Below are 21,520 nucleotides of genomic sequence, written 5' to 3'. Positions count from 1 at the left end.
ACTTTCTTATTTGTCTTATGCCAACTGCTTTGCTGACATTCCTGCTGACAAATATGGAATCAGTAAATCGACGACAGATTTCACATCGACTTCCTTTTCAAACTTACTTTCTGCCAGCTCCGAAAGAGCTTGGCTTGAAGCCATCGTAAATACACAGGTTCCTAACGTGAAGTGCAGTCGCCAAAACAACTGTTCTTCACATAGTTCCGGGTTCGCCTTCATTATCGAGAAAGTGAAAAGGTTCAGTACCTCTTCGTATCTGGTGGTAATGAACCAGCGCAGATGACCTTGAACGTCTGTATAACCGCGGCCAATTAACAACATAAATAGCGCAGTACCATTTGGGCGTACATCATTTAATGTACGTAAAGGTAATCGCAATGACTCAAAGACATCGTCCATGTTGTAGCTATCGCGCGTGTTTAGCTCAATTAATGAAGTCTTAATGCTCGGCATTAGTGCTTCTAAATACCTATCTAAAACCGCTCTAACCAGCGTTTTTTTATCGCCAAAGTGATAGTTTACCGATGCTAAGTTAACGTTAGCTTTACCTGTTATCGTTCTTAGCGAAGTATCATTAAAGCCATGTTCAGCAAAGAGTCCTTCTGCGACATCGAGTATTTTTTCTTTTGTTGATGTTCTCGGGGCCATTTTAATCACTCGTATTAAACAACTGTTTGAAAATATACTCCCGAAACTTAAGATTAACAAATGATTAACATCACACTTTAACCAATTGGTCTGACCAGACAGTAAAAGGTGTGATCTAATCTTTTGAAATTCAATCGAATACTCCAGTGAAGCTTGTCAGAAGAAAACGATCAAACTTCTCAGTCCATCGCAATTGAAATGCTAACAATAGCCTTGGCGGCTTGGAGTGAGCGACGAGAGTATGAAATACATCTTCGGTTCTAGGGGAGATAAAATGAGAAACACAGAAGTTAGTAACTTCGCCAAGTTGGTAATCCATCTCGATTTTTCTATTACTTTCGGGTGTGTAAGAAGCTAGAAAGCATTAAGTAGAAATTTTTTGAAAAAAAATGGAACTGTTTGGAAAAGGCTCGGTCTGAATATACGTAACAGTTAGGGCATTTGAAGTTTCACTGGCCGTCAAACTTGTTTCCATCTAATTGTTACGTTGCTGCTTTTTTCTTATTAACTCCTATGTTTGTATCCGCCCAGTCAAATTTTCGGCTGGGCTTTTTTTCGCCTATAGATTTGCCAAGCGCCTCTTTCGATGATTTGCCCCAACTCCATAAGCTAGACCTTAGTTGGTCACAAAAGTAACCATCCTGAAGTAGTTGATGTGCCGATCTGCAGACATAAAAAAGCCTCCCGAATGGGAGGCTTTACTAAACAGTGTGTATCTTACGCTTGCGCTTTCTTAGGCAAAGAAAAGTGCAGTAACGCGTAGCCAAGTAACGCGGCTGTCGTCGAGCCCATTAAGATACCGAGTCGAGCATAGGTATCAAACTCAGGGCTTACATTTCCAAACGCTAAAGAGGAAATGAATATAGACATTGTAAAACCGATACCACACAACACAGAGACCGCAAAGATATGCTTGAAGTTAATGCCTTCCGGTAACTTAGCTACACCCATTTTCACAGCTGCCCAACTAAAGGTGAAGATACCTAGAGGCTTACCAACCAGTAGCCCCAAAGCAATACCTAATGGCAGCATTGAAGTTAGGCCTGACATCGATACGCCTTCTAGCGAAATCCCCGCATTTGCAAATGCGAATAGAGGTAAGATACCAAATGCCACGTATGGATGAAGTGCGTGCTCCATGTGCTTAAGTGGAGAATGTTCGCCCTGTTTACCCTTAAGAGGAATAGCAAAGCCGATCACTACGCCTGCAAGTGTTGCGTGAACACCAGATTTAAGTACCGCAAACCATAAGATCGCGCCGACTATCATGTATGGCGTCAGTTTCGTTACTTCCTTCGCATTCAACATGAACAGGACACCAGTCATGATGAAGCCAACAAGCAGCGCCATGCTAGAAAGATCACCTGTGTAAAACAGTGCAATAATAACAACCACGCCTAAATCGTCGATGATAGCGAGAGCTAACAAAAACACTTTAAGGCTTACTGGTACGCGCTTACCTAGTAGCGCCATGATACCTAGAGCAAATGCAATATCCGTCGCAGCTGGGATGGCCCAGCCAGAAACCGCCTCTGGGTCGTTAGCATTAAACGCAACGTAAATAAGAGCAGGGGCTAACATACCACCAACCGCTGCAATCGCAGGGAAAATTGCGGTTTCTTTTGATTTTAGCGCTCCTTCAAGTAGCTCTCGCTTCACTTCAAGGCCAATAAGTAAGAAAAAAACAGCCATTAGGCCATCATTAATCCAGTGAGAAACTGACATACCGAATACATAAGTATGCAGTACAGATTGATAAGTTTCGCCCAGCGGTGAGTTAGCAATGGTCATCGCAATTGCCGCTGCAATTACGAGAAGAATACCACCTGCTGATTCCATTTTGAAAAAGTCACGAATGACATCGTTCATGGTTTCGTCCTTATATTTATTATCTTAATAAACGATTAACAAAGAGTGATAAGAGTGTATAGCTGTCGAAAACTTTAGAATAATCGCTTCTTCAGAGTATAAACTTCGGTTTTTTCGATGTTAAGTTTACTATACATCGTATTTTCCAACATGACACTCAATTTTGATCGGAGATCGTATTTGTTTTTGTCGCACCAAATATTTATCAAGATGATGAGAAAATCAGCATAACACGGCTTGTACCATCATGATAACCCCGTACTTTTGAGAAAAAGCTAGGAAGCTTCGCGCACTAAAAAACCACCCGTAGGGGGTGGTTTTCTTCACAACTCAATAGCCTGTCAGCTGCATAAAGCCCCAAGCCTCATTGGAGCCGGAGGCTAAAGTAGGCCCTTCCCAGTAAGGTATTACAAAGGGTAGCCACATATCTGACTTGATAATGCGGGTAGTCAAATTAATTTGATGCTTCGGAATATTGATAATCCACTGCAAAGGTAACCTTCTTCCATTGGATAAACTGGTCACTTGCATTGGCTTGATACTGATATCATCGTCTGAGAGGTTGATGACTTTACCTGAGCGTGTCGACAACGTGCCAAACACGTGCGGTGTTTGCCCATGGTGACGATAACGGCTAACAGTTAATGCTCGACCATCATCTAAATTGAAAACAAACCAATCCCAGCCTTGTTGCCCCTCACCAATTAAGCCGCTGCCCCACTCTTTTTGCGCCCAAGCAGAACCCGTCACTAAGAATCGCTTACCATTTAAGCTTAAGCTGCCTTTTACTTTTAAAAATGGAGCACTGAAGCTGAAAGAAGCAACAGATTGCAACGCATGTTTAACTTGGAAGCCTTTGTCTCCATTCACCACAAAGGGGCCGCTTGTCATGGTATTGAGCTCAAGTCCAAACGTATCAGTATTCACATTCAAGTTGCCCGGGAAAGGCGTCGCACCGAGTGATCGCCAAGTCCAATTATCAATCCATAACCTGAAAGGACGATTGATCATACCAGCTTGGCCTATCCCGCCTCTAGCTACCCGTTGCTCTTTCCATACATGCGAACCATGACTGACGACAACATGTGAAATGTACAATTGAGGGTTCTGCCAACCGCTGGTTTCTCGCTCGTCCGTCGCAACCCTGAAATAGCTCCATTGAACATTGTAGATCTTGCCTTGCTCATCTTTTAATTTCGCAAAGTAGTGCCACCATTCATGCTGATACTCGGGATGAAAGCGAAAGTCTGAGGGTAAAGAGACATGCTCATTAGGTAGTACAGGCTCGAAAATCGTTTGATTTTCACGCGTTAAGATAGAATCAAGTTCGCTTTCTCGTGTTGCTGTCGCCTCTAACCAAAAAGTTGAGTAAAAAGCAGCCCCAGTCAGAAACGCGAACGTAACAACAATGAGCGTTGAAACCAACAAGCGTTTTTTAGAGCCCATTTTTTTCATTACAACGCGTCCCTTAATGACTTCATCGGTGTACTTTTGATCATTCTAATAACTGGCAATGCGCCAGCAACCATAATGGCAAGCATCGCCCAAGCAATGGTTTGAGCATACTCCCATGGAATCGTTTGAAGCTCTAGAGACCAGCCAAATGATTGCTTAATGATAATATCAACGATCAAATGTGCGAGCGCCAAGCCGAGCGGCACTGCAATAATCGCAGAAATGGCTCCGAAGACGAATAGCTGCAAACCACCTAATACGACAAGTTCTTTTCCGGACACACCCATGCACCTTAATAAGGAAAAATGCCGCTGCCGTGAAAGTTCTCCTGCCAACGTTGCAAAGAATAAACCAAACACGGCAATAATCAGCGTGATATTGCCCAAGGTTCCTGCTATCGCAAAGGTATGATCAAACACTCTCATTGCTTGGCTATAAATATTACCGTTATCAAACACACGATCTTGCGGGAGACGGAATACATTCTCTAAGCGATTTTTCAGCCCTTCTCCATTGACGTTATCTTTTAATACTACGCCAAGACCAACATTACCCGTACCTGCAAATGCATACAGCCAATTCCGGTGCGACATCATCACCTGGTTATATGGGTTTCCATAATCGTAGTAAACGCCTACGACTTGCCAATCACCACCAAGCGGTTCTTGCAAGTTAATGAAATCGCCAGGGCGGATATCCAGCCTCAAGGCCATCGACTCACTGACCATTAAGCTCTTGGTAGCGTGCAGTTGATACCAGTAATTTGGGACACCTAACTTGACGGTAAGTGAGTCTAACTCACCTTCAGAAGAGCCCGTACTCACAACTTGCAGAGCACCATGCTCGGTCGGCATATCTTTTTCCCAGCGCCACCAAACCGAGTTCACCTCTGGCTGATTCTGGAGCCATGCGCTCATCCTAGCGGCTGAATTGTTGGTCGGATAGATGTACACATCAGCCGCTAATCGCTGATTTAGCCACTTATCGGTTGTATCTCGAAAGCTTCCGACCATTGTTTCTACACCAATGTTTGCCGCCAGCGCTAACATAAACGCCATCGTAGCCACACCGCGATAGCTCATGCTGGCTGCTGCATCAGCAAAAAACCAACGGACACGAACCCATCGCATGGTATAAGAAAAACTTTGGAACATATGCCACATAATAAATGGCATAAACAACGCCACACTAACCAACATCAGCGCAATAATAGCAAAGCCGGTTTCTTGTGTTTTCGGCGCCTGATATACCGCTATTGCAGCGACACAAAACGCACATGCCGCAAGCGCCTGCCAAGAGAACTCTCTTCCAGCAAATCGCATTAGCGACAGTCGAGAAGAAAGGCGGATTGGTTGTGACTTCAACAAACGGATTAATGGCCACAGACACGATATCAACGCACCCATCGCTGCCATGATTAGGCTATATAAGCTAGATTGCCATGACCATCCTATGGTTAAACCTACGTTGGCATCATACAAATCACTCAGGCTCGAAGACACTGCTGGGATAAGTTCATTCGCTAAGATCAAGCCAAAAAAGTTACCACACGCCCACGCAATAAAGACGAGCAAAGACAACTCTAGCAATAAGGCTTGCGCTAACTGTGTTCCGTTAACACCAGTCTGTCTCAAAATACCGACCAAACGTTGTCGCTGGATGAAAGACAGAGACATCGCTTGATAAAAAATAAACAACCCGACCAAAAACGACAGCATTCCCATCGCGGTGAGATTCATATGGAATGCGTTAGTTAGCGACTCAAGCTCAGTACGCGTATTCCTAACGAGCGTCATTCCGTTTGGCAGCATGTTTTTCAGTGCTATCAGCTTTTCCTCTGGCATTTCACCACAAGAAATCGCAGACAAACCTGAGCTCCGCTTGAGCATACGCAACAACGATATATCAGTAACCAGCCGAGTACCCGAAAGCATCTTGTCCTTATCTACTTGAATAGGCCCAAGACGGCTTCCGTCATTCATCTCAATGAAGTCCCCATCTTGCCAACCCATGTAAGCGGCCAAATCTTGACTAACGAGAATAGGATAAGGAGGCTTCATTAGTGATAAAACCGGCATCTCACCTAGCGATTTTCCTTGTTGTAGTGGGATCATCGCGACAGGATCTATCCCCACCAACATCAGGCTCATATCGGTCTTGGCATCTAGATGAAGCACGTCAAACGGTGCACATTGGTTAAACCCAGCTCGACGTAACTGAATATAGAAACCTTGAGGAATTTTATTGGCAGAGTGCTTCGTTCGGATTCGGTATGGCAAAGGATTAGAGAAAAGTTTTTCCCCAGTTGCATAACTTTGTTTTGCATGCTGGTTGATAGAAGTAACACCAACAAGGAGGGACACGCCTAAAGTTAATCCCAGCCAGACAAGAATAATTTGTAGAGGGTAACGACGGTAATGACCGAGTAGTGCCTTAACTACGGGCCATAACATGTAGCTGCCCTCCTTGAAGTCGAATCTTTCCTTCCATATGGGCGGCCACTTTTTCACTGTGCGTCACTAACAGCAAAGTACACTCCAATTGGCGAGCGAGACTCGTTAATAAGCGCATTACTGCTTCTGCGTTTCGCTCGTCTAGGCTACCAGTTGGCTCATCAGCAAGCAGGATTTTGGGTTCCATATAAAGGGCGCGAGCAATCGCCGCACGTTGTTGCTGACCACCAGACGCCTCTTCCGGATAACGTCCTAGCAATGGCATTAAGTCCAAAGCAGAAAGAATTTGACGCCACAACTCTTTATCTTCCGGCAGACCTTTTAACTGACGACAAAAACGAATATTGTCGGCAATATTAAGTGTAGGAAGCAGGTTGAATTGTTGGAAGATATTACCAATATTGTTGCGGCGATAAAGGGTTCTTAAATGCTCCGGTGCTTCATGCATAGCAAAATTTGGAAACTGCACTTCACCAGAGTCAGCAGTATCTAATCCGGCGATTAAATTCAGCAGAGTACTTTTACCCGAACCACTTTCTCCCATCAGAGCAACTTGGTCGCCTTGCTGCAATGTTAATTCTGCCCCTTGTAATACAGGGTGAAACTCTCCCCCGTCTACATAGCCTTTACATAGGTCTGACAGTTTTAACATTGATTATGCCGCTCGGATGGTGTTTAAAAATTGGGATCAGAATCTACACTAAAATCCTGTTAGTAGAAAGTATTTTGAATGCTTGATCACACTATGGAAGTACAAATGCAACTCGATTCACTTTCTGTTTCTAATTTTGTTGACGTTTTGAGCAGATTTTTGCAGCCAAAATAAACTCTGTTCCTCCTTACTGGCCAATCAGGTTTTTCATCCATTTTCGGCTAACCATTCTTGGCAAGCAAATCGCCCACTTCACAACTTCTTCCGTCAAAAAGAGTAAGTAAACCCATTGTGGATCCCAATTGAGATAAATCGCTGCAAATGCTGCGAGTGGAATCCCGATCACCCACTGCGCCAAGATGTCTTGATACAAACAAAACTTAACATCACCGCCCGCGCGTAATACACCAACAATCGCCATCATCGGCACCGAGCGTAGCACGACACCCAACGCAAGAATCACCATAAACTGTTCAGCTAGCTCGCGAGTGTCTGTTGTCAGTGCACTAAACGCATTAAGGATCCATTGATTTGACACTATCAACAAGATGGCGACCACAAATGCGATAAGCACATTCAAAATGACCGTAGCCCATGCTTGATAATAAACGGGTTCAAAATTACGAGCGCCGAGCTGGTTCCCGACTAGAACTGCAGCCGCATTCGATAAGCCAATCATCATCGCCAATGCGATCGACTCAACAGGTGTCATTACGGAAAGTGCCGCCAAACCTTGTACGCCTGCTTGCCCCATGATGGCGTGATAAGCAAACAGCCCACCAGCCCACGCCAAGAAGTTAAATGTGGTTGGCAAAGAGAGGCTCAAGAAACGCGTAATTTTATCGAAGACCAATCCTGCGCGTATATCATCCCAACCAAATGCGATTATGTGTTTTTTCAACCATAGATAACCAAACAGGCAACCTACTTCGATCGCGCCACTGATTACCGTTGCTATCGCTGCTCCCGTAATACCCAGAGCAGGAAAGCCTAATTGACCAAAAATTAAAACCCAGTTAAGAAACACATTAGATAAAATGCCTATACCACTAAAAAAAGTGCTTAAGCCTGGTTGGTGCATCGCCCTTAGGCCCACCGACATACTGGCCACACATGCAACAGCAAACATGCTAACCGACGAAATAATGAGATAGCTGGCCCCTAGCTCAATCACTTCTTGTGAATCGGTAGTCAAACTCATGATGGGCTGTGGAAAAACAACAAACAAAGCAACAGCAATCGCAGCAAACATCATTGCGATCATCCATGTTAAAGCGGTACTGCGACGCACCCCAACTTTATCGCCAGCCCCCCAATATTGAGCGGTTAACAACGCACCGCCCGTTGTCACCCCAACTAACATGATGGTGGTGACGAAAGTCGCGCGCGCAGCAACTCCAACAGCGGCAATTTCTGCTTCACCAAGTTGACCAAGCATAAGAACATCGACGAGGCTTCGGCTTGAAAACATCATGCTTTGCAGTGTAATTGGTAACGCGATTGCAAATAAACGACGTAAGAATGCTTTATCTGCGTGTATTGAGAGTTGAGAAAGAAAAGTCACAAGCGCTCCAACGACAACTTATTGATAGAATGGGGAAAGTGTCTCATGATTATACTCTGTGGTGTTTATTCCACCAACGATAAAAGGACAGATAATGAAAAAGGTGTTGGTGCTAGGCGCCTCGGGTTACATTGGCTCTCAACTTCTTCCGTTACTTTTAGATAAAGGTTACGCCGTCACAGCAGCGGCGCGACATATTGATTATTTAGAGTCAAGAACTCAGCCTCACCCTAATTTAACGTTAAGGTATCTCGACTTGGCTGACGCAGAGACCACGAAGGCTGTAGTGAACGATTTTGATTTAGTCTTTTTTCTCGTGCACGGGATGGCTCAAGGTGATGACTTTGTTGAGTACGAACTAAACCTTGCTTTGAACTTCAAATATGCGTTGGAACAAAGCTCCGTCGAGCATGTTGTATATTTGAGTGCCATTCAACCTCAAACCGGAAACTCTCGCCATTTAGCCGCTCGTAAAGCCACGGGAAAAATAATTCGACAGTCTGGTGTTCCAGTAACTGAATTGCGTGCTGGCGTTATCATCGGCCCCGGCTCTGCCGCTTTCGAAATCATGCGTGACTTTGTCTACAACTTACCTATTTTGATAGCGCCTAAATGGGTCGACTCAAAAGCGAACCCTATTGCCTTGCCCAATCTCAACCACTATTTGTTGAAGTTAGCAGAAGCCCCCTCTCCAGAAGAAAGTCAAATTTATGAAGTTGGTGGGCCAGATACACTTAGCTACCGCGAACAGTTCAAAGTCATTTGCCGAATCACGAACAAGCCGTATCGACTGTGGTCGACCCCGCTACTTACTCCGAAAATGGCATCGTACTGGCTAGGTTTAGTTACCTCAGTGCCAACTAGTATCGGTAAAGCATTACTTGCGGGCTTAGAGCACGACTACATTGCAAACTCCAAAGCGATTGAAGAACGATTTCCTCAAACGCTGATCAGCTACGAGCAAGCGGTAACTGATACCATTCAAGATGAAGGCACATTTGTACGCAGTAATGTCTGGGGGTTTGAACCCGCAGCGCTTCGTCGATGGCAACCAGGATATGGCTATTACCCAAAACAAGCTGGAGCGAGCATTAAAACTCATGCCTCCGCTGCGGCATTATGGAAAGTGGCGCAAAAGATCGGGAGTCGCGAAAAAGGCTATTACTTTGCCAACATCTTGTGGCGTACACGTGAATGGCTCGATATCTTTTTTGGTGGCGGAAAACCGATTCGCGTTTCTCCTCCTGGACCAGAGCTTAAAGTCGGTGATTTTATTGACTCTTGGAAAGTGATTCGCTGCGATAATAATCAGTTTCTTTCACTGTTTTTTGGTATGAAAGGCCCAGGCCTTGGGCGTTTAGAAATTACCATCAAAGATCTCGGTGACGAACGAGAGCTGGATATTACCGCCTGGTGGCACCCGCAAGGGTTTCTTGGGCTGCTTTATTGGTTTGCAATGATGCCAGCCCATCTTTTCATATTTAAAGGCATGGTCAAAGCCATCGCGAAAGAAGCAAACCGTTTAGAAAACAAAAAGCCCCAATAACAGGGGCTTCTAAACACTCAAAATGTCACTTTAGTCAGCTTTGAACGAGAGTGGAATTTCGGCTAACTGGTTGCCTTCGTTTGCTGGAAAAATAAGGTACTCGCCATGGTATTTCACCATCGATTTGTAGTCTGTTACCTTATGAACCATAAAGCCCGCTTGCGCTGCTTTCTCAACAAACTCAGCATGATTGCCACGCACAAACCAACTCATTGGCTTTACGAGCAACTCGCCATCAAAACAGCTTTCGCATTGGTCTGCACATAACGCTAAAGAGTTTTGACCTTCAGTGAAGATTTGTACTTTGCCGCACCCAATCAGTTGCTCAGATGTTGAGACTTCCCAGCCTGCTTGCTCCATCAAATCAAGAAAAGACTCAATATCTGAATCTTTGAACACTTTGGAGTCTTCACCTTCAGGGAAGAATTGCGCATAAAAAGCAGAAATACGCTTGAAGATAAACAACAAACCAGCATCGTTCCCCTTTGAGCGACCTGCTTTTTGCCAACGCGTTAAGTCATCGCCTACCGTACGTCCGAAACGTTGTGATTTTAGCGCCTTTGTTACCCAACGCACTAAATAATGGTTATTCGCAACAGGGGCATTGGCTAACTTACCTGAGCGATGCTCTTGATCTAACTCTTCAAGTGCTGAGTTAACCAAGTTTTGAATTTCTTTGGTGTAATTCGACATTACGCCTTTCTTCCTAAAGTCCAATAAAACAGTGCTGAAAGCACAGAACAAGCAAACATCACGATGATCATCGGCCAAGCAACATTTCCGGGCAGTGATGCCACCAGCGCACCAACCAATGAACCGATACCGAATCTTAATGTCCCCGCTAGAGACGACGCCGTACCCGCCATTGATGGGTAACCACTTAAAAGCAGCGCCATCGCGTTACTACCTATCGTCGACAATGTACCGATAAACAGCACAACAAAAGGCACAATGCCCCATAATCCGAAGTCCATTAACCAACTTACGAATAAACCAATCCCCGCCAAAAGTTGCACGAACAACCCAAAACGAAGCATGGCATGGGAACCAACTTTCTTCACCAAGCGACCATTAATACTGGTCATGATGATCATCGCCACAATGTTCAAACCAAATAGGTAACCAAAGTGGTCTGGTCGAACACCATATAAATCAATATAAACAAACGAACCCGCCGTCAAAAATGCAAACATTCCGGAAAATGAAAACGCACCTGAGAGCATCAAACCGATCGCTTCAGGATTGGAGCATAATCTGGCGTAGTTTCTCAGCGTCGTGCGGAAACGAAGAGGCTGACGATTTTCAGGCTGTAACGTTTCAGGGATTTTCCAAAGTACGAGAAAAATCACAACTACAGCGAAAATAGCTAGTACCCAAAAAATGGAACGCCAACCAAACCAAATCGCGAGATGGCCACCGATCATCGGTGCCACCAACGGCGCAATAGTAATGACCAGAGTAACGAAGGACATTGCGCGTGCAAAGTCTTCACGGTCAAACATGTCACGCACGACGGCTTGGATAATGACCGCCGCTGCCGCGCCAGCAAAACCTTGTGCCGTACGTACATAGGTCAGCGCATCAATGCCATTTGTTGTCGCACTCACAACGGCAGCCAAGCCGAAGAAAAGTACGCCTAAAATCAACACAGGTCTACGGCCAAAACTATCGGCGAGCGGCCCGTGAATTAACTGGCCGATCGCAAAACCCGCGGTATAAGCCGTCAACGTAATCTGAACCGCGCCAGGCGCGACCCCCAAATCTTTCGCAATTGTCGGCATCGCAGGCAAATACATATCGATCGCCAAAGGCGTCAAAGCACCAATCGCTCCTAGTACCAGAAACAATAGAAAACTGATTTGGGATTGCGGAGCACTTTGAGCTTTTTCTGTCATTCTTTTACCTCTTGTTGGAGCCCTACCGTCAATACTTGCAGAACAAAGTGAAAATAACGGACAGTTCTCATATCGCTGAATGTAGAAGCCAAAAACCTGTTCTATCCAACGTTCGAGAATCATAAGGGCAAATATGTACCAAGGTGTGACCTTGACGAACTCGACATAGAAAAGCATGTGAAAGCGAAATGTGTTTATGGGAAACAAACACAATGCAGTAAAAATGATGGCGTTGACACCATCATTCCATTCACCGTAGCCGAAGGCTTTGCAATAAGAGTATGCATGCCTCAGCTAAATGCAAAGGCGTATCACTGAGATGAGTAAGCACACCGGAATTGTCTAGGCACTAATTTTGGTAGGAAAATTTATTTTGAGCCAATTCCTACCAAAAGACTAGTTCCTATTAGGAACTAAAGAATTTCCCATGCCGACAATTAATTCCAAATAGAATCAATTTCTTCTTGCGTGAGGTAGCGATAATCACCTGGTTCTAGTGCCTCATCAAGTTCGATAGAACCAATACGCTCACGATGTAAGTACTCAACTTTATTTCCTAACGCCGCGAACATACGTTTCACTTGGTGATACTTACCTTCCACGATAGTTAACAATACTTCATTCTCGGCCTCGTTCACGATTTCCAAACGAGCAGGCAATGTTGCTTCTGATTCATTGCGCAAAATGATGCCTTGTTCGAGCTTTTCCGCATAATCAGGCTGAATAGCATCGACGAGCCAAACACGGTACGTTTTCTCACACTTATGCTTAGGTGAGGTAATACGGTGAGACCACTTACCATCATCCGTAATCAACACTAAACCAGTTGTGTCGACATCTAATCGGCCCGCAAAGTGAAGGTTTTCAATTTTAGGCTCATCAAGCAATGCGAATGCAGTTTGGTTGTAGCCATCTTCATGTGAACAAACAAAGTCAGCAGGCTTATACAACATAATGTAACGAGGACCAGGAGCACCAATAACACGGTCTTCCCACATCACTTCCGCACCTTTAGGTACTTTAAATGCACCACTTTTTTGAACCTCACCGTCAACGGTGATGTCTCCACTTTTGATGATCTTTGTTGCCTGTTTGCGTGTTGCACCCAGAGCGTCACACAAATATTTATCTAAACGCATGAATACCTCATTGAATTATACCCAAGTGATCTCTAAATCTTGGTTTAAAGGTCACTTGGGTATAAAAGTCAGGTATTATAGCGTTCCTCGTTCGAATAGTTGAGCAATTTCACATATTTTCATGTACACACTTCGTCCTTATCAAGCCGACTCGGTTAAAGCCGTTATTCATTACTTTCGTAAACACTCGACACCAGCAGTGATCGTGCTGCCAACCGGTGCAGGAAAAAGCTTGGTGATCGCAGAACTTGCTCGCCTTGCGAAAGGACGAGTGTTAGTCCTCGCCCACGTAAAAGAACTGGTCGAGCAAAACCACGCAAAGTATGAAGGTTATGGTTTAAAAGGTTCCATCTTCTCAGCAGGATTGGGACGAAAAGAAACTGACCAGCAAGTCGTGTTTGCTTCGGTTCAATCGGTCGTACGTAACTTAGATTCGTTCAAAAACCAGTTTTCTCTGCTCGTTATTGATGAGTGCCATCGTGTGCCAGATGACAAAAACAGCAGCTACCAAAAAGTTATTACTCACTTACGAGAACTGAACCCTGGCATTAAGGTGCTAGGACTAACTGCAACGCCCTATCGTTTAGGAATGGGCTGGATTTATCAGTATCACACCCGAGGTCAAGTGCGAACCGAAGAGCCTCGATTCTTCCGCGATTGTATTTTCGAACTGCCGATCCGTTACTTGCTCGACGAAAACTTCCTCACTCCAGCCCGCATGATGGATGCGCCCGTTTTGTCTTACGACTTCTCTCAGCTGAAGCCCGCTAACACCGGACGCTACAAAGAAGCAGAAATGGACATGGTGATCGATAAAGCCAAACGTGCGACTCCACAAATTGTTGAGCAAATCATGCAATATGCGAAAGAGCGTCAAGGTGTCATGATCTTCGCTGCAACTGTTCGACACGCACAGGAGATACACAGTTTATTGCCAGAAGGCGAAACTGAAATCGTCATTGGTGATACACCTACGCCGGAGCGCGATGCGATCATCCAAGCGTTCAAGAATCGTCAAATAAAATACTTAGTCAATGTTTCGGTACTGACAACCGGGTTTGATGCGCCGCATGTCGATTTAATCGCGATTTTGCGACCAACAGAGTCAGTCAGTCTGTACCAACAGATAGTAGGACGAGGATTACGCTTATCAGACGGAAAATCAGAATGTTTAGTGCTTGATTACGCAGGCAACAGCTACGATTTATACCAACCTGAAGTCGGTGATCCCAAACCAGACTCTGACAGTGAAATTATCACGATTCCTTGCCCGGCTTGCGGATTCAATAACAACTTCTGGGGTAAGTTGGATAGTAACGGTTTCTTGGTTGAACATTTTGGCAGACGTTGCCAAGGTTACTTTGAAGATGAAGACACAGGCGAACGTGAACACTGTGGCTACCGTTTTCGTGCCAAATACTGCGGTGAATGTGGTGCGGACAACGATATCGCTGCACGAATTTGTCATGAGTGTGATGCGACGCTCGTAGACCCAGATAAAAAGCTAAAAGAAGCCCTTAATCTCAAAGATGCATTAATCTTTGAATGCACAGAAATGGACCTATCTGTATTTAAGTCCAGTGATGGTAAATCTCAGCTAAAGGTGACGTATTCTGGTGAACCATACCAAGGCGAAGGCAATGCGTTAGTTCATGAGTTTTGGTCATTGAGTACCAAAAAACAAAAACAAACGTTTAAAGATCAGTTCGTACGCCCCCACTTAGCAGACAAGCATCGCCCTTTTGAAGAGGCTTCACCGACACGCGTTGTCGCTAATCAACATCGTTTCCGTTTGCCTCAGTTTGTTATTGCTAGAAAATCTGGTCGCTTTTGGAAGCTGCGAGATAAAATTTTTGAAGATGAGTTGAAATAACATCCACAACACATGGCAAAACTTAATTAGCTGATTCACTCTCTGTTCATCTATATCCGATATACTGCGGCTAACGCTCCAGAAAAGGTTTGACTATGTATAAAGCAACGACTTCTCTACATTCTGCGTTACTTTTCGGCCTTATTGCGACATTCATGTGTGCACCAAGTTTTGCCAAGCATGACAACGAGTACACATCACAAAATGGCCACGCCATCGTGCAAGATGTCGAAAAGCCAGGAACACGCATCGAATTCGATGAAGATCAAGATGAGGTCTATCGCGCGGTTCAACAAGGATATATACGACCATTTTCGGAACTTTACGCCGCAGTAGAAAACGACTTATACGGCCGCATCATCAAGGTCGAGCTTGAAGAAGATGATGATGCTTGGGTGTATGAATTGAAAATTCTGTACAACAATAGCGTCCTGAAAGTTGAGTACGACGCCGCCACGCTGGAAATGCTTGAGATCAAAGGTCGCAGCTTTAACAAAGCGTTAAAGCCGCAAAACAACTAAACTTGTCTAATGCGTAATCCAGACACGATGCGTAACTTACTTCGATAAAAATCCAAACATAATAAGAATCATCAATATGAAAATACTTGTTGTTGAAGATGATCCTCGTTTAGGCGAGCAAATCATCGAAACATTAGAAAGTACCGGCTGGGTACCAGAATTGTCCCAAGATGGCATAGACGCTCTGTATCGCGCGACTTCGGAAGAATGGGACGCCATTGTTCTTGACCTCGGCTTGCCAAAACTGGATGGTCTTACCGTCCTAAAAGGCATCCGAGATGAAAACATTAATACTCCTGTCGTGATTTTAAGCGCTCGCGACACCCTAACGCAGCGAGTTGAAGGCTTAAACGCAGGTGCAGACGATTACCTAACTAAACCATTTGAAATGGTTGAGCTTATCGCTCGTATTCGTGCACAGCTTCGAAGAGCCTCTGGTAATGCCTCTCCTGTGATGCAAATTGGCGACTTGAGCTTGGATACGCGCACTTCTAAAGTCATGTGGCAAGGGCAAGCGGTAAGCTTGACGGCGCTAGAGTATAAAGTGGTCGCTTACTTTATGCATAACCCGGAAAAAGTGATTTCTCGAACCGAACTCGTCGAGCACATTTACAAACAAGACTTTGATCGTGACTCCAACACAATCGAAGTTTTTATCGGCCGAATTCGCAAAAAAATCGCCCCAAAGATCATCAAAACTGTCCGAGGGTTGGGATACCAATTAAATGCCGAATAGAAACAGGCTACCGTTGAACGCAATAAAACGACTGAGTATCAAAAGTCGCCTCGTTTTAGCGGCGATCGTTTGGTTAACGGCAATGATCCTCGCCGCTGGTGTGACGATACCGACGCAGGTCTACAACTATATGGTTGATGACACTCGCTCACAGCTCAGCATTTTTATGGATGAAGTCGCAGCACAGTTAGAAGTCGATAACACCGGGCATCTTTCACTCGCAGCTCAGCTATCAGACCCTCGATTTAACCGACCTTACAGTGGTTTGTATTGGAGTGCCTCTACAGAGGCAAGCCTCGAACGTTCTCGTTCGTTGTGGGACAAAAAAATCGAATACAAAGGTTTGGATAAAGATGCGTATGGAGCAAGAGGCGAAAAACTAATTACGCTAGAAAAAGCACTGTATCTTCCTGATTACGATGGTCCTATTCACATTATTATTGGTATTGACGAAGAGCCCATTAAAAATACCCTTCAAACGTTAATCGGCCAACTTTGGCTTATTTTGGGTTTATTATTCGCGGGCGTACTTACCGTCATTTTACTGCAAATTGCTTGGTCATTGAGTCCGCTTACAAAGCTACAAAAAGAATTAGCCGAGCTGAAGTCTGGTAATAAAAAGAGTCTAGAAGAAACCTACCCAAAAGAGATTTCTCCTCTAATCTTCGACCTCAACGCTCTGCTGTTCCATTACCAAGAATTACTAGAGAGAGCTCGCAATCATGCAGGTAACCTATCTCATGCACTTAAAACGCCACTTTCTGTTCTAAAAAATGAAGTTCAGACGTTAGAACCTGAGGCACAATCCCGTCTCCGAGCTCCAATCAATCAAATACAAGACCATATCGATTACCATTTGGGTCGTGCCCGTATGGCCGGATCGATGAACATATTATCAGTGAAGTCGAACCCAGCAGATCGTGTGGATGCTATCTCAATGGCGTTTGATAAAGTGTATGCGAGCCGAAGCATTACCTTAATTAATGAACTTGATTCAGAGCTGAATGTAGCAGTAGAGCAGACCGATCTCGATGAAATGCTAGGTAACTTGCTAGAAAATGGCTATAAGTGGGCCAACAGCATGATTCGTGTGCACTCCTCTCAGGATAAGGAAAATATACACATCATTATTGAAGATGATGGGCCAGGCATCCCTAAAGAGAAACTGAGTCAAGTAATCAAGAGAGGAGTTAGATTGGATGAAACAACCCCTGGCTCAGGTCTTGGTCTAAACATAGTCAGTGAAATGGCACACAGTTACCGAGGTCAATTAACATTGGATACAAGCGCTTTAGGTGGATTAAAAGCATCTTTAGTCTTACATCTCAGCCGAACATAAAGCATATAACACATAAACTTTGTTTTTCGGACCATGATCAGTAAACCGATGAAAATGAAGTCGATGTGAACAAAATCCAAGCAAAGCGTTAAAAGGGATAGCCTTCCACCCCGCTAAATCATACCTTTTTGTTGATTTGGATACGATTTGGGTTGCCCATTTATAAGTGGAATGATAGTATCCGCGCTCGCTTGAACAGTTCCTGTTTCAAGCTTTACCACGAACAACAAGGTCGCATTGTTGATTGTGAACATTTGATTTTTACTAATTTGAGAGTAAATACTATGAAATTCGAAGCAGTAGTACGTACTGAACTAGGTAAAGGTGCGAGCCGCCGCCTACGTCACGCTGGCAAATTCCCTGCAGTTGTATACGGCGGTGAAGAAGCAGCAGTAGCTATCGTTCTTAACCACGACGACATCGTAAACCAAATGGACAAGCCTGAATTCTACGAAGGCATCGTTCTAGTTATCGATGGCAAAGAAGTTAAAGTTAAGCCACAAGACGTTCAACGTCACGCGTTCAAGCCAAAAGTTGAACACATGGACTTCATCCGTATCTAATTCCCTACCAAGGAATTAATCGGATTAAATCCAAACCTTTTGCATAAAAGATAATCGGATTTACCAACCGAGACATCTACAAAATTTCAAAACCCCGGAGTCTTACCACCTCCGGGGTTTTACTATGTTTGGCATATAGCATTTGATTTATGAACGGGCAATATACTTCACTAAAGTGAGATCGGTCAGCGTCATACTCTCAATCACTTCCGACTCTTCCTCTCCAGTACGCACAAAACCACACTTCTTGTAAAAGTTAAGCCCCTGTTGATTAGTATCCAGTGCTTTCAAACTGATCTGCATAACTGACGTAGAGAGCAAACGTGTCTCTAACTCATCTAACAGTGCACTTCCTGCTCCTTGCCCATAATGTAGCGGCGTAACGTAGCAACATGTCACTAATGCCGTTTTATCTTCGCTGGTGTGGTTAGGTAACTCGTAACTTAAAAAGCCAACAATTTCTCCTTGCCTCTCAACTACGATCAATTGGGCCAGTTGCTCCGTCATCACTCGTGCCCACATCCTTTCTCGACGCTCAATCGTAAACTGCTCTATGTAGCTCTTTGGCATTAATCCTTTATACGCCACCTGCCAAGAGTCAACGTGTATCTTGGCGATTTGGGCTGCTTCCTTTTTGAGTGCGTCCCTTACTGTGTATCTCATAAGCATCCTTTATTAGCGTTCACCACTTACAAATTCTTTTAACCCTACCCTTTAAACCAAAGCTCAAAGATAACAGCTACAGTCGCAACGCTTTACATTAATCCATTTCATTTTCATTAATTAAATGATAGTTCACATCATAATATTCGAAGAAGAACGATCCATTATTTACTTTTCATTTTGACTCATTAGGTTGAATCTATTTGTTTAAACACTCGAGTGTCAAATGCGGAATAAGCACGATAAGGTATCGGATGAGGATAAATAAACGATGCCTAAAGCATAAGGTTTCTAAACGATCGCAATTATAGTAAAGAGATAAATACAATTTTTGATAGAGTTAGGCAGAATAAAGCCATGATCAAATGAGTTTAAGTTCTGTGCTGTTCATTATGCATACAAACCGAGCCCCTCATCATTAGAGCGAAAATTTATAACGATTTGTGTCATACCTATTAGGGAAAACATAAACTTGGCAAAATTATCACCAAAATCAGCGTAATACTTCGCAAAAATGCGCATTGATTCACACAAACAACACACATTCAATTAACTACCTCACAAAAAATAGAGCTAGCTATATAAAATAAATACTAAATACCAATTCTGTTTATTTATAGACGTAGTTTGCAGGCTTATTAATTCATTTCTCCGATAGAAGTATAAATAAGAGATAGATCACTAAAGTTTCACATTAATTCCGTATATTTCACGCCGTAACAATAACAAAATCACAAAGAAAGGATCCCTTATGAAGTTTTCCAAATCTCTTTTGGTAGTGGCAGTGGGCGCTGCGCTAGCAGGATGCGGCTCAGACAGCGACAATTCTCCAGTAACCTGCGAGACTGCAGATTCTTGTACTAAGTTCACCGTTCTCCACACTAACGATAACCATGGTCGCTTTTGGCATAACAGCGACGGCGAATACGGCATGGCTGCGCGTCACACTTTAATCGAATCTATCCGCGCAGAAGTCGAAGCAAAAGGCGGTGAAACCATTCTGCTATCTGGCGGTGATATTAATACCGGTGTACCAGAATCAGACATGCAAGATGCGGTTCCAGACTTCGTAGGGATGAACCTACTTGGTTACGATGCAATGGCTGTCGGTAACCACGAATTTGATAACTCACTAGATATTCTCGATATGCAAGCCGAGCTAGCTGACTTCCCTATGCTGGCTGCGAATATCTATAAAAAAGATACAAACGAGCGTTACTTCGACCCTTACAAAGTATTTACTATCAACGGCCTTAAGATCGCTGTTATTGGTCTAACAACGCAAGACACTGCGAAGCTAGTCAATCCAGACAACGTATCAAACATCCACTTCGAAGACCCTCAAGTAGAAATCAAAAAGGTACTGAAGGAAATCGAAGAGAACGAAAAGGTAGACCTAGTATTTGCAACAACGCACATGGGTCACTACGAAGATGGCAAAAACGGTAGTGAAGCACCAGGTGACGTTAAACTCGCTCGCTCTCTTGAAGAAGGACAGCTAAACGCTATCATCGGTGGTCACTCACAAAACCCTGTATGTATGGAACCAGGTACCAATGAGTATGCTGATTTCAAACCTGGGGATGATTGTGCCCCAGACCAACAAAAAGGCACTTGGATTATGCAAGCGCATGAGTGGGGTAAATATGTGGGTCGTGCTGACTTCGAATACTACGACGGCAAGCTTCATTTAGCGAATTACGCACTGATTCCTGTAAACCTTCTAGACGAAAACGATGAAGTTATCGGTGAACGAATTCAACAAGATGCAACGGTAAAAGCGTTACTACTGCCATACCAACAACAAGGTCAAGAGTTATTAGATGAGAAGATTTCTAATACGACGGGTAAGTTAGAAGGTGATCGTAACGTAGTTCGCTCTCAACAAACTAACCTAGGTCACCTACTCGGCGAGGCATACCGTACTTACAAAACGGTAAATGCTGACTTTGGTGTGATGAACTCTGGCGGCGTGCGTGATTCAATCCAAGATGGTGATATCACTTACCGTGACGTACTAACGGTTCAGCCATTTGGTAACTTCGTGACTAAAGCAACTATGACAGGTAAAGAAGTTAAAGAATACCTAGACGTGGTTGCGACGAAATCTGCAGGCTCTGGTGCTTACGCTCAACTAGATAACATCACTTTAGATGTAAATTGTGATGCTGGCTCAGTAACCATTACCGATATTAACAATAAAGGCTTCGATCTAGACGCAACGTACACATTCTCTGTAATCAGCTTCAGTGCTGCTGGTGGCGATAACTATCCAATCATCGATGTTCAATCTACACAGCTAACCGATGCATACGTTTTGCGCGAGTTCTTCGTAAACAACCCACAAATCTCTGCGGATAACTACAACAAGAACTTAGAGAACATCAAGTACTTCAGTAATGGCCAACCAGTAAAAGGTTGTCCTGCAACTGGTAGCTAATACTCAACACCTTACCCCTGGCGCTAAGAGCTTTTACAAGCAATTTCGTCAGGGCTTTCCTCAAAACCGAAGCTTTGTGCTTCGGTTTTTTATTTTCGATAAATTACTGAAAACTCTCCACCTTCACAATATGTTCAAAAATTGTTCATTTGTGTTATTGA

17 protein-coding genes are annotated in these 21,520 nt (G+C 44.0%); 7 read left to right on the top strand and 10 right to left on the bottom strand.

Annotation, left to right across the window (positions count from 1 at the left end):
• Positions 1-15: 15 nt before the first annotated feature.
• The 6 genes from R7044_RS04720 to R7044_RS04695 all read right to left on the bottom strand — a co-directional run bounded on the left by R7044_RS04720 (position 16) and on the right by R7044_RS04695 (position 8,644).
• Entirely contained in the window at positions 16-651 is a 636-nt protein-coding gene (locus tag R7044_RS04720; protein ID WP_005378033.1) for a TetR/AcrR family transcriptional regulator, read from the bottom strand.
• A 717-nt stretch (positions 652-1,368) separates the two neighbouring features.
• The gene (gene nhaA / locus R7044_RS04715) at positions 1,369-2,520 is read right to left on the bottom strand and encodes a Na+/H+ antiporter NhaA (protein WP_005378034.1); all 1,152 of its coding nucleotides are present in this window, start codon (positions 2,518-2,520) and stop codon (positions 1,369-1,371) included.
• Between the two features lie 330 nt (positions 2,521-2,850).
• Positions 2,851-3,975, bottom strand: coding sequence for a lipocalin-like domain-containing protein (locus tag R7044_RS04710; protein WP_205390815.1), 1,125 nt, complete (start codon positions 3,973-3,975; stop codon positions 2,851-2,853).
• Positions 3,975-6,428 carry an ABC transporter permease gene (locus R7044_RS04705; protein WP_205390814.1) on the bottom strand — a complete coding sequence of 818 codons (2,454 nt, stop codon included), beginning with the start codon at positions 6,426-6,428 and terminating at the stop codon, positions 3,975-3,977. The genes R7044_RS04710 and R7044_RS04705 overlap by 1 nt, the downstream gene beginning before the upstream one ends.
• Complete coding sequence (locus tag R7044_RS04700) at positions 6,409-7,080, bottom strand: ABC transporter ATP-binding protein (RefSeq protein ID WP_005378040.1); 672 nt, start codon at positions 7,078-7,080, stop codon at positions 6,409-6,411. The genes R7044_RS04705 and R7044_RS04700 overlap by 20 nt, the downstream gene beginning before the upstream one ends.
• Before the next feature lie 187 nt (positions 7,081-7,267).
• A complete protein-coding gene (locus tag R7044_RS04695; protein ID WP_225455379.1) occupies positions 7,268-8,644 on the bottom strand; it encodes an MATE family efflux transporter in 1,377 nt (458 codons plus the stop codon).
• Positions 8,645-8,738: 94 nt separating this feature from the next.
• Between R7044_RS04695 and R7044_RS04690 the strand changes: the two genes are divergently transcribed.
• Positions 8,739-10,190, top strand: a complete 1,452-nt coding sequence (locus R7044_RS04690; RefSeq protein WP_017634881.1) for a DUF2867 domain-containing protein — start codon at positions 8,739-8,741, stop codon at positions 10,188-10,190.
• A gap of 30 nt (positions 10,191-10,220) precedes the next feature.
• Here R7044_RS04690 and R7044_RS04685 read toward each other — a convergent pair whose 3' ends face one another.
• The 3 genes from R7044_RS04685 to rsuA all read right to left on the bottom strand — a co-directional run bounded on the left by R7044_RS04685 (position 10,221) and on the right by rsuA (position 13,224).
• Positions 10,221-10,883, bottom strand: a complete 663-nt coding sequence (locus tag R7044_RS04685) for a DUF2913 family protein (protein WP_005378053.1) — start codon at positions 10,881-10,883, stop codon at positions 10,221-10,223.
• A complete protein-coding gene (locus R7044_RS04680; protein WP_017820848.1) occupies positions 10,883-12,085 on the bottom strand; it encodes a Bcr/CflA family multidrug efflux MFS transporter in 1,203 nt (400 codons plus the stop codon). Before R7044_RS04680 ends, R7044_RS04685 begins: the two co-directional genes overlap by 1 nt.
• Before the next feature lie 437 nt (positions 12,086-12,522).
• Positions 12,523-13,224, bottom strand: coding sequence for a 16S rRNA pseudouridine(516) synthase RsuA (gene rsuA / locus R7044_RS04675; RefSeq protein ID WP_005388670.1), 702 nt, complete (start codon positions 13,222-13,224; stop codon positions 12,523-12,525).
• A 121-nt stretch (positions 13,225-13,345) separates the two neighbouring features.
• Here rsuA and R7044_RS04670 point away from each other — a divergent pair, with 121 nt between their 5' ends.
• From R7044_RS04670 to rplY, 5 genes are all read left to right on the top strand, one after another.
• On the top strand, positions 13,346-15,097 hold the full coding sequence (locus R7044_RS04670; protein WP_021707635.1) for a DEAD/DEAH box helicase: 1,752 nt from the start codon (positions 13,346-13,348) through the stop codon (positions 15,095-15,097).
• 155 nt (positions 15,098-15,252) lie between these two features.
• Positions 15,253-15,618 (top strand): PepSY domain-containing protein, encoded by a 366-nt coding sequence (locus R7044_RS04665; RefSeq protein WP_372036143.1) that lies wholly within the window; start codon positions 15,253-15,255, stop codon positions 15,616-15,618.
• Between the two features lie 76 nt (positions 15,619-15,694).
• A complete protein-coding gene (locus R7044_RS04660; RefSeq protein ID WP_005378073.1) occupies positions 15,695-16,354 on the top strand; it encodes a response regulator transcription factor in 660 nt (219 codons plus the stop codon).
• Positions 16,344-17,693 (top strand): ATP-binding protein, encoded by a 1,350-nt coding sequence (locus tag R7044_RS04655; protein WP_005378071.1) that lies wholly within the window; start codon positions 16,344-16,346, stop codon positions 17,691-17,693. Before R7044_RS04660 ends, R7044_RS04655 begins: the two co-directional genes overlap by 11 nt.
• Before the next feature lie 284 nt (positions 17,694-17,977).
• Positions 17,978-18,256 carry a 50S ribosomal protein L25 gene (gene rplY, locus R7044_RS04650; RefSeq protein WP_005378066.1) on the top strand — a complete coding sequence of 93 codons (279 nt, stop codon included), beginning with the start codon at positions 17,978-17,980 and terminating at the stop codon, positions 18,254-18,256.
• Positions 18,257-18,403: 147 nt separating this feature from the next.
• Here the strand turns inward: rplY and R7044_RS04645 are convergent, their stop codons facing one another.
• Positions 18,404-18,919, bottom strand: a complete 516-nt coding sequence (locus R7044_RS04645; RefSeq protein WP_017634886.1) for a GNAT family N-acetyltransferase — start codon at positions 18,917-18,919, stop codon at positions 18,404-18,406.
• Positions 18,920-19,670: 751 nt separating this feature from the next.
• Between R7044_RS04645 and ushA the strand changes: the two genes are divergently transcribed.
• The gene (gene ushA, locus R7044_RS04640; RefSeq protein ID WP_005378064.1) at positions 19,671-21,359 is read left to right on the top strand and encodes a bifunctional UDP-sugar hydrolase/5'-nucleotidase UshA; all 1,689 of its coding nucleotides are present in this window, start codon (positions 19,671-19,673) and stop codon (positions 21,357-21,359) included.
• Positions 21,360-21,520: the final 161 nt, after the last annotated feature.

Source organism: Vibrio sp. 1402, from assembly GCF_033340275.1.
Note: the sequence above shows the minus strand (reverse complement) of the source record. Positions and strands in the feature narration are given on the sequence as shown.

Excerpts from the sequence above, each read along its gene's own strand:
- R7044_RS04660 (WP_005378073.1), top strand. The coding sequence starts at position 15,695 with ATGAAAATACTTGTTGTTGAAGATGATCCTCGTTTAGGCGAGCAAATC.
- ushA (WP_005378064.1), top strand. The coding sequence starts at position 19,671 with ATGAAGTTTTCCAAATCTCTTTTGGTAGTGGCAGTGGGCGCTGCGCTA.
- R7044_RS04720 (WP_005378033.1), bottom strand. The coding sequence starts at position 651 with ATGGCCCCGAGAACATCAACAAAAGAAAAAATACTCGATGTCGCAGAA.
- rplY (WP_005378066.1), top strand. The coding sequence starts at position 17,978 with ATGAAATTCGAAGCAGTAGTACGTACTGAACTAGGTAAAGGTGCGAGC.
- rsuA (WP_005388670.1), bottom strand. The coding sequence starts at position 13,224 with ATGCGTTTAGATAAATATTTGTGTGACGCTCTGGGTGCAACACGCAAA.
- R7044_RS04690 (WP_017634881.1), top strand. The coding sequence starts at position 8,739 with ATGAAAAAGGTGTTGGTGCTAGGCGCCTCGGGTTACATTGGCTCTCAA.
- R7044_RS04645 (WP_017634886.1), bottom strand. The coding sequence starts at position 18,919 with ATGAGATACACAGTAAGGGACGCACTCAAAAAGGAAGCAGCCCAAATC.
- R7044_RS04655 (WP_005378071.1), top strand. The coding sequence starts at position 16,344 with ATGCCGAATAGAAACAGGCTACCGTTGAACGCAATAAAACGACTGAGT.
- R7044_RS04700 (WP_005378040.1), bottom strand. The coding sequence starts at position 7,080 with ATGTTAAAACTGTCAGACCTATGTAAAGGCTATGTAGACGGGGGAGAG.
- nhaA (WP_005378034.1), bottom strand. The coding sequence starts at position 2,520 with ATGAACGATGTCATTCGTGACTTTTTCAAAATGGAATCAGCAGGTGGT.
- R7044_RS04685 (WP_005378053.1), bottom strand. The coding sequence starts at position 10,883 with ATGTCGAATTACACCAAAGAAATTCAAAACTTGGTTAACTCAGCACTT.
- R7044_RS04705 (WP_205390814.1), bottom strand. The coding sequence starts at position 6,428 with ATGTTATGGCCCGTAGTTAAGGCACTACTCGGTCATTACCGTCGTTAC.
- R7044_RS04665 (WP_372036143.1), top strand. The coding sequence starts at position 15,253 with ATGTGTGCACCAAGTTTTGCCAAGCATGACAACGAGTACACATCACAA.
- R7044_RS04670 (WP_021707635.1), top strand. The coding sequence starts at position 13,346 with ATGTACACACTTCGTCCTTATCAAGCCGACTCGGTTAAAGCCGTTATT.
- R7044_RS04710 (WP_205390815.1), bottom strand. The coding sequence starts at position 3,975 with ATGAAAAAAATGGGCTCTAAAAAACGCTTGTTGGTTTCAACGCTCATT.
- R7044_RS04680 (WP_017820848.1), bottom strand. The coding sequence starts at position 12,085 with ATGACAGAAAAAGCTCAAAGTGCTCCGCAATCCCAAATCAGTTTTCTA.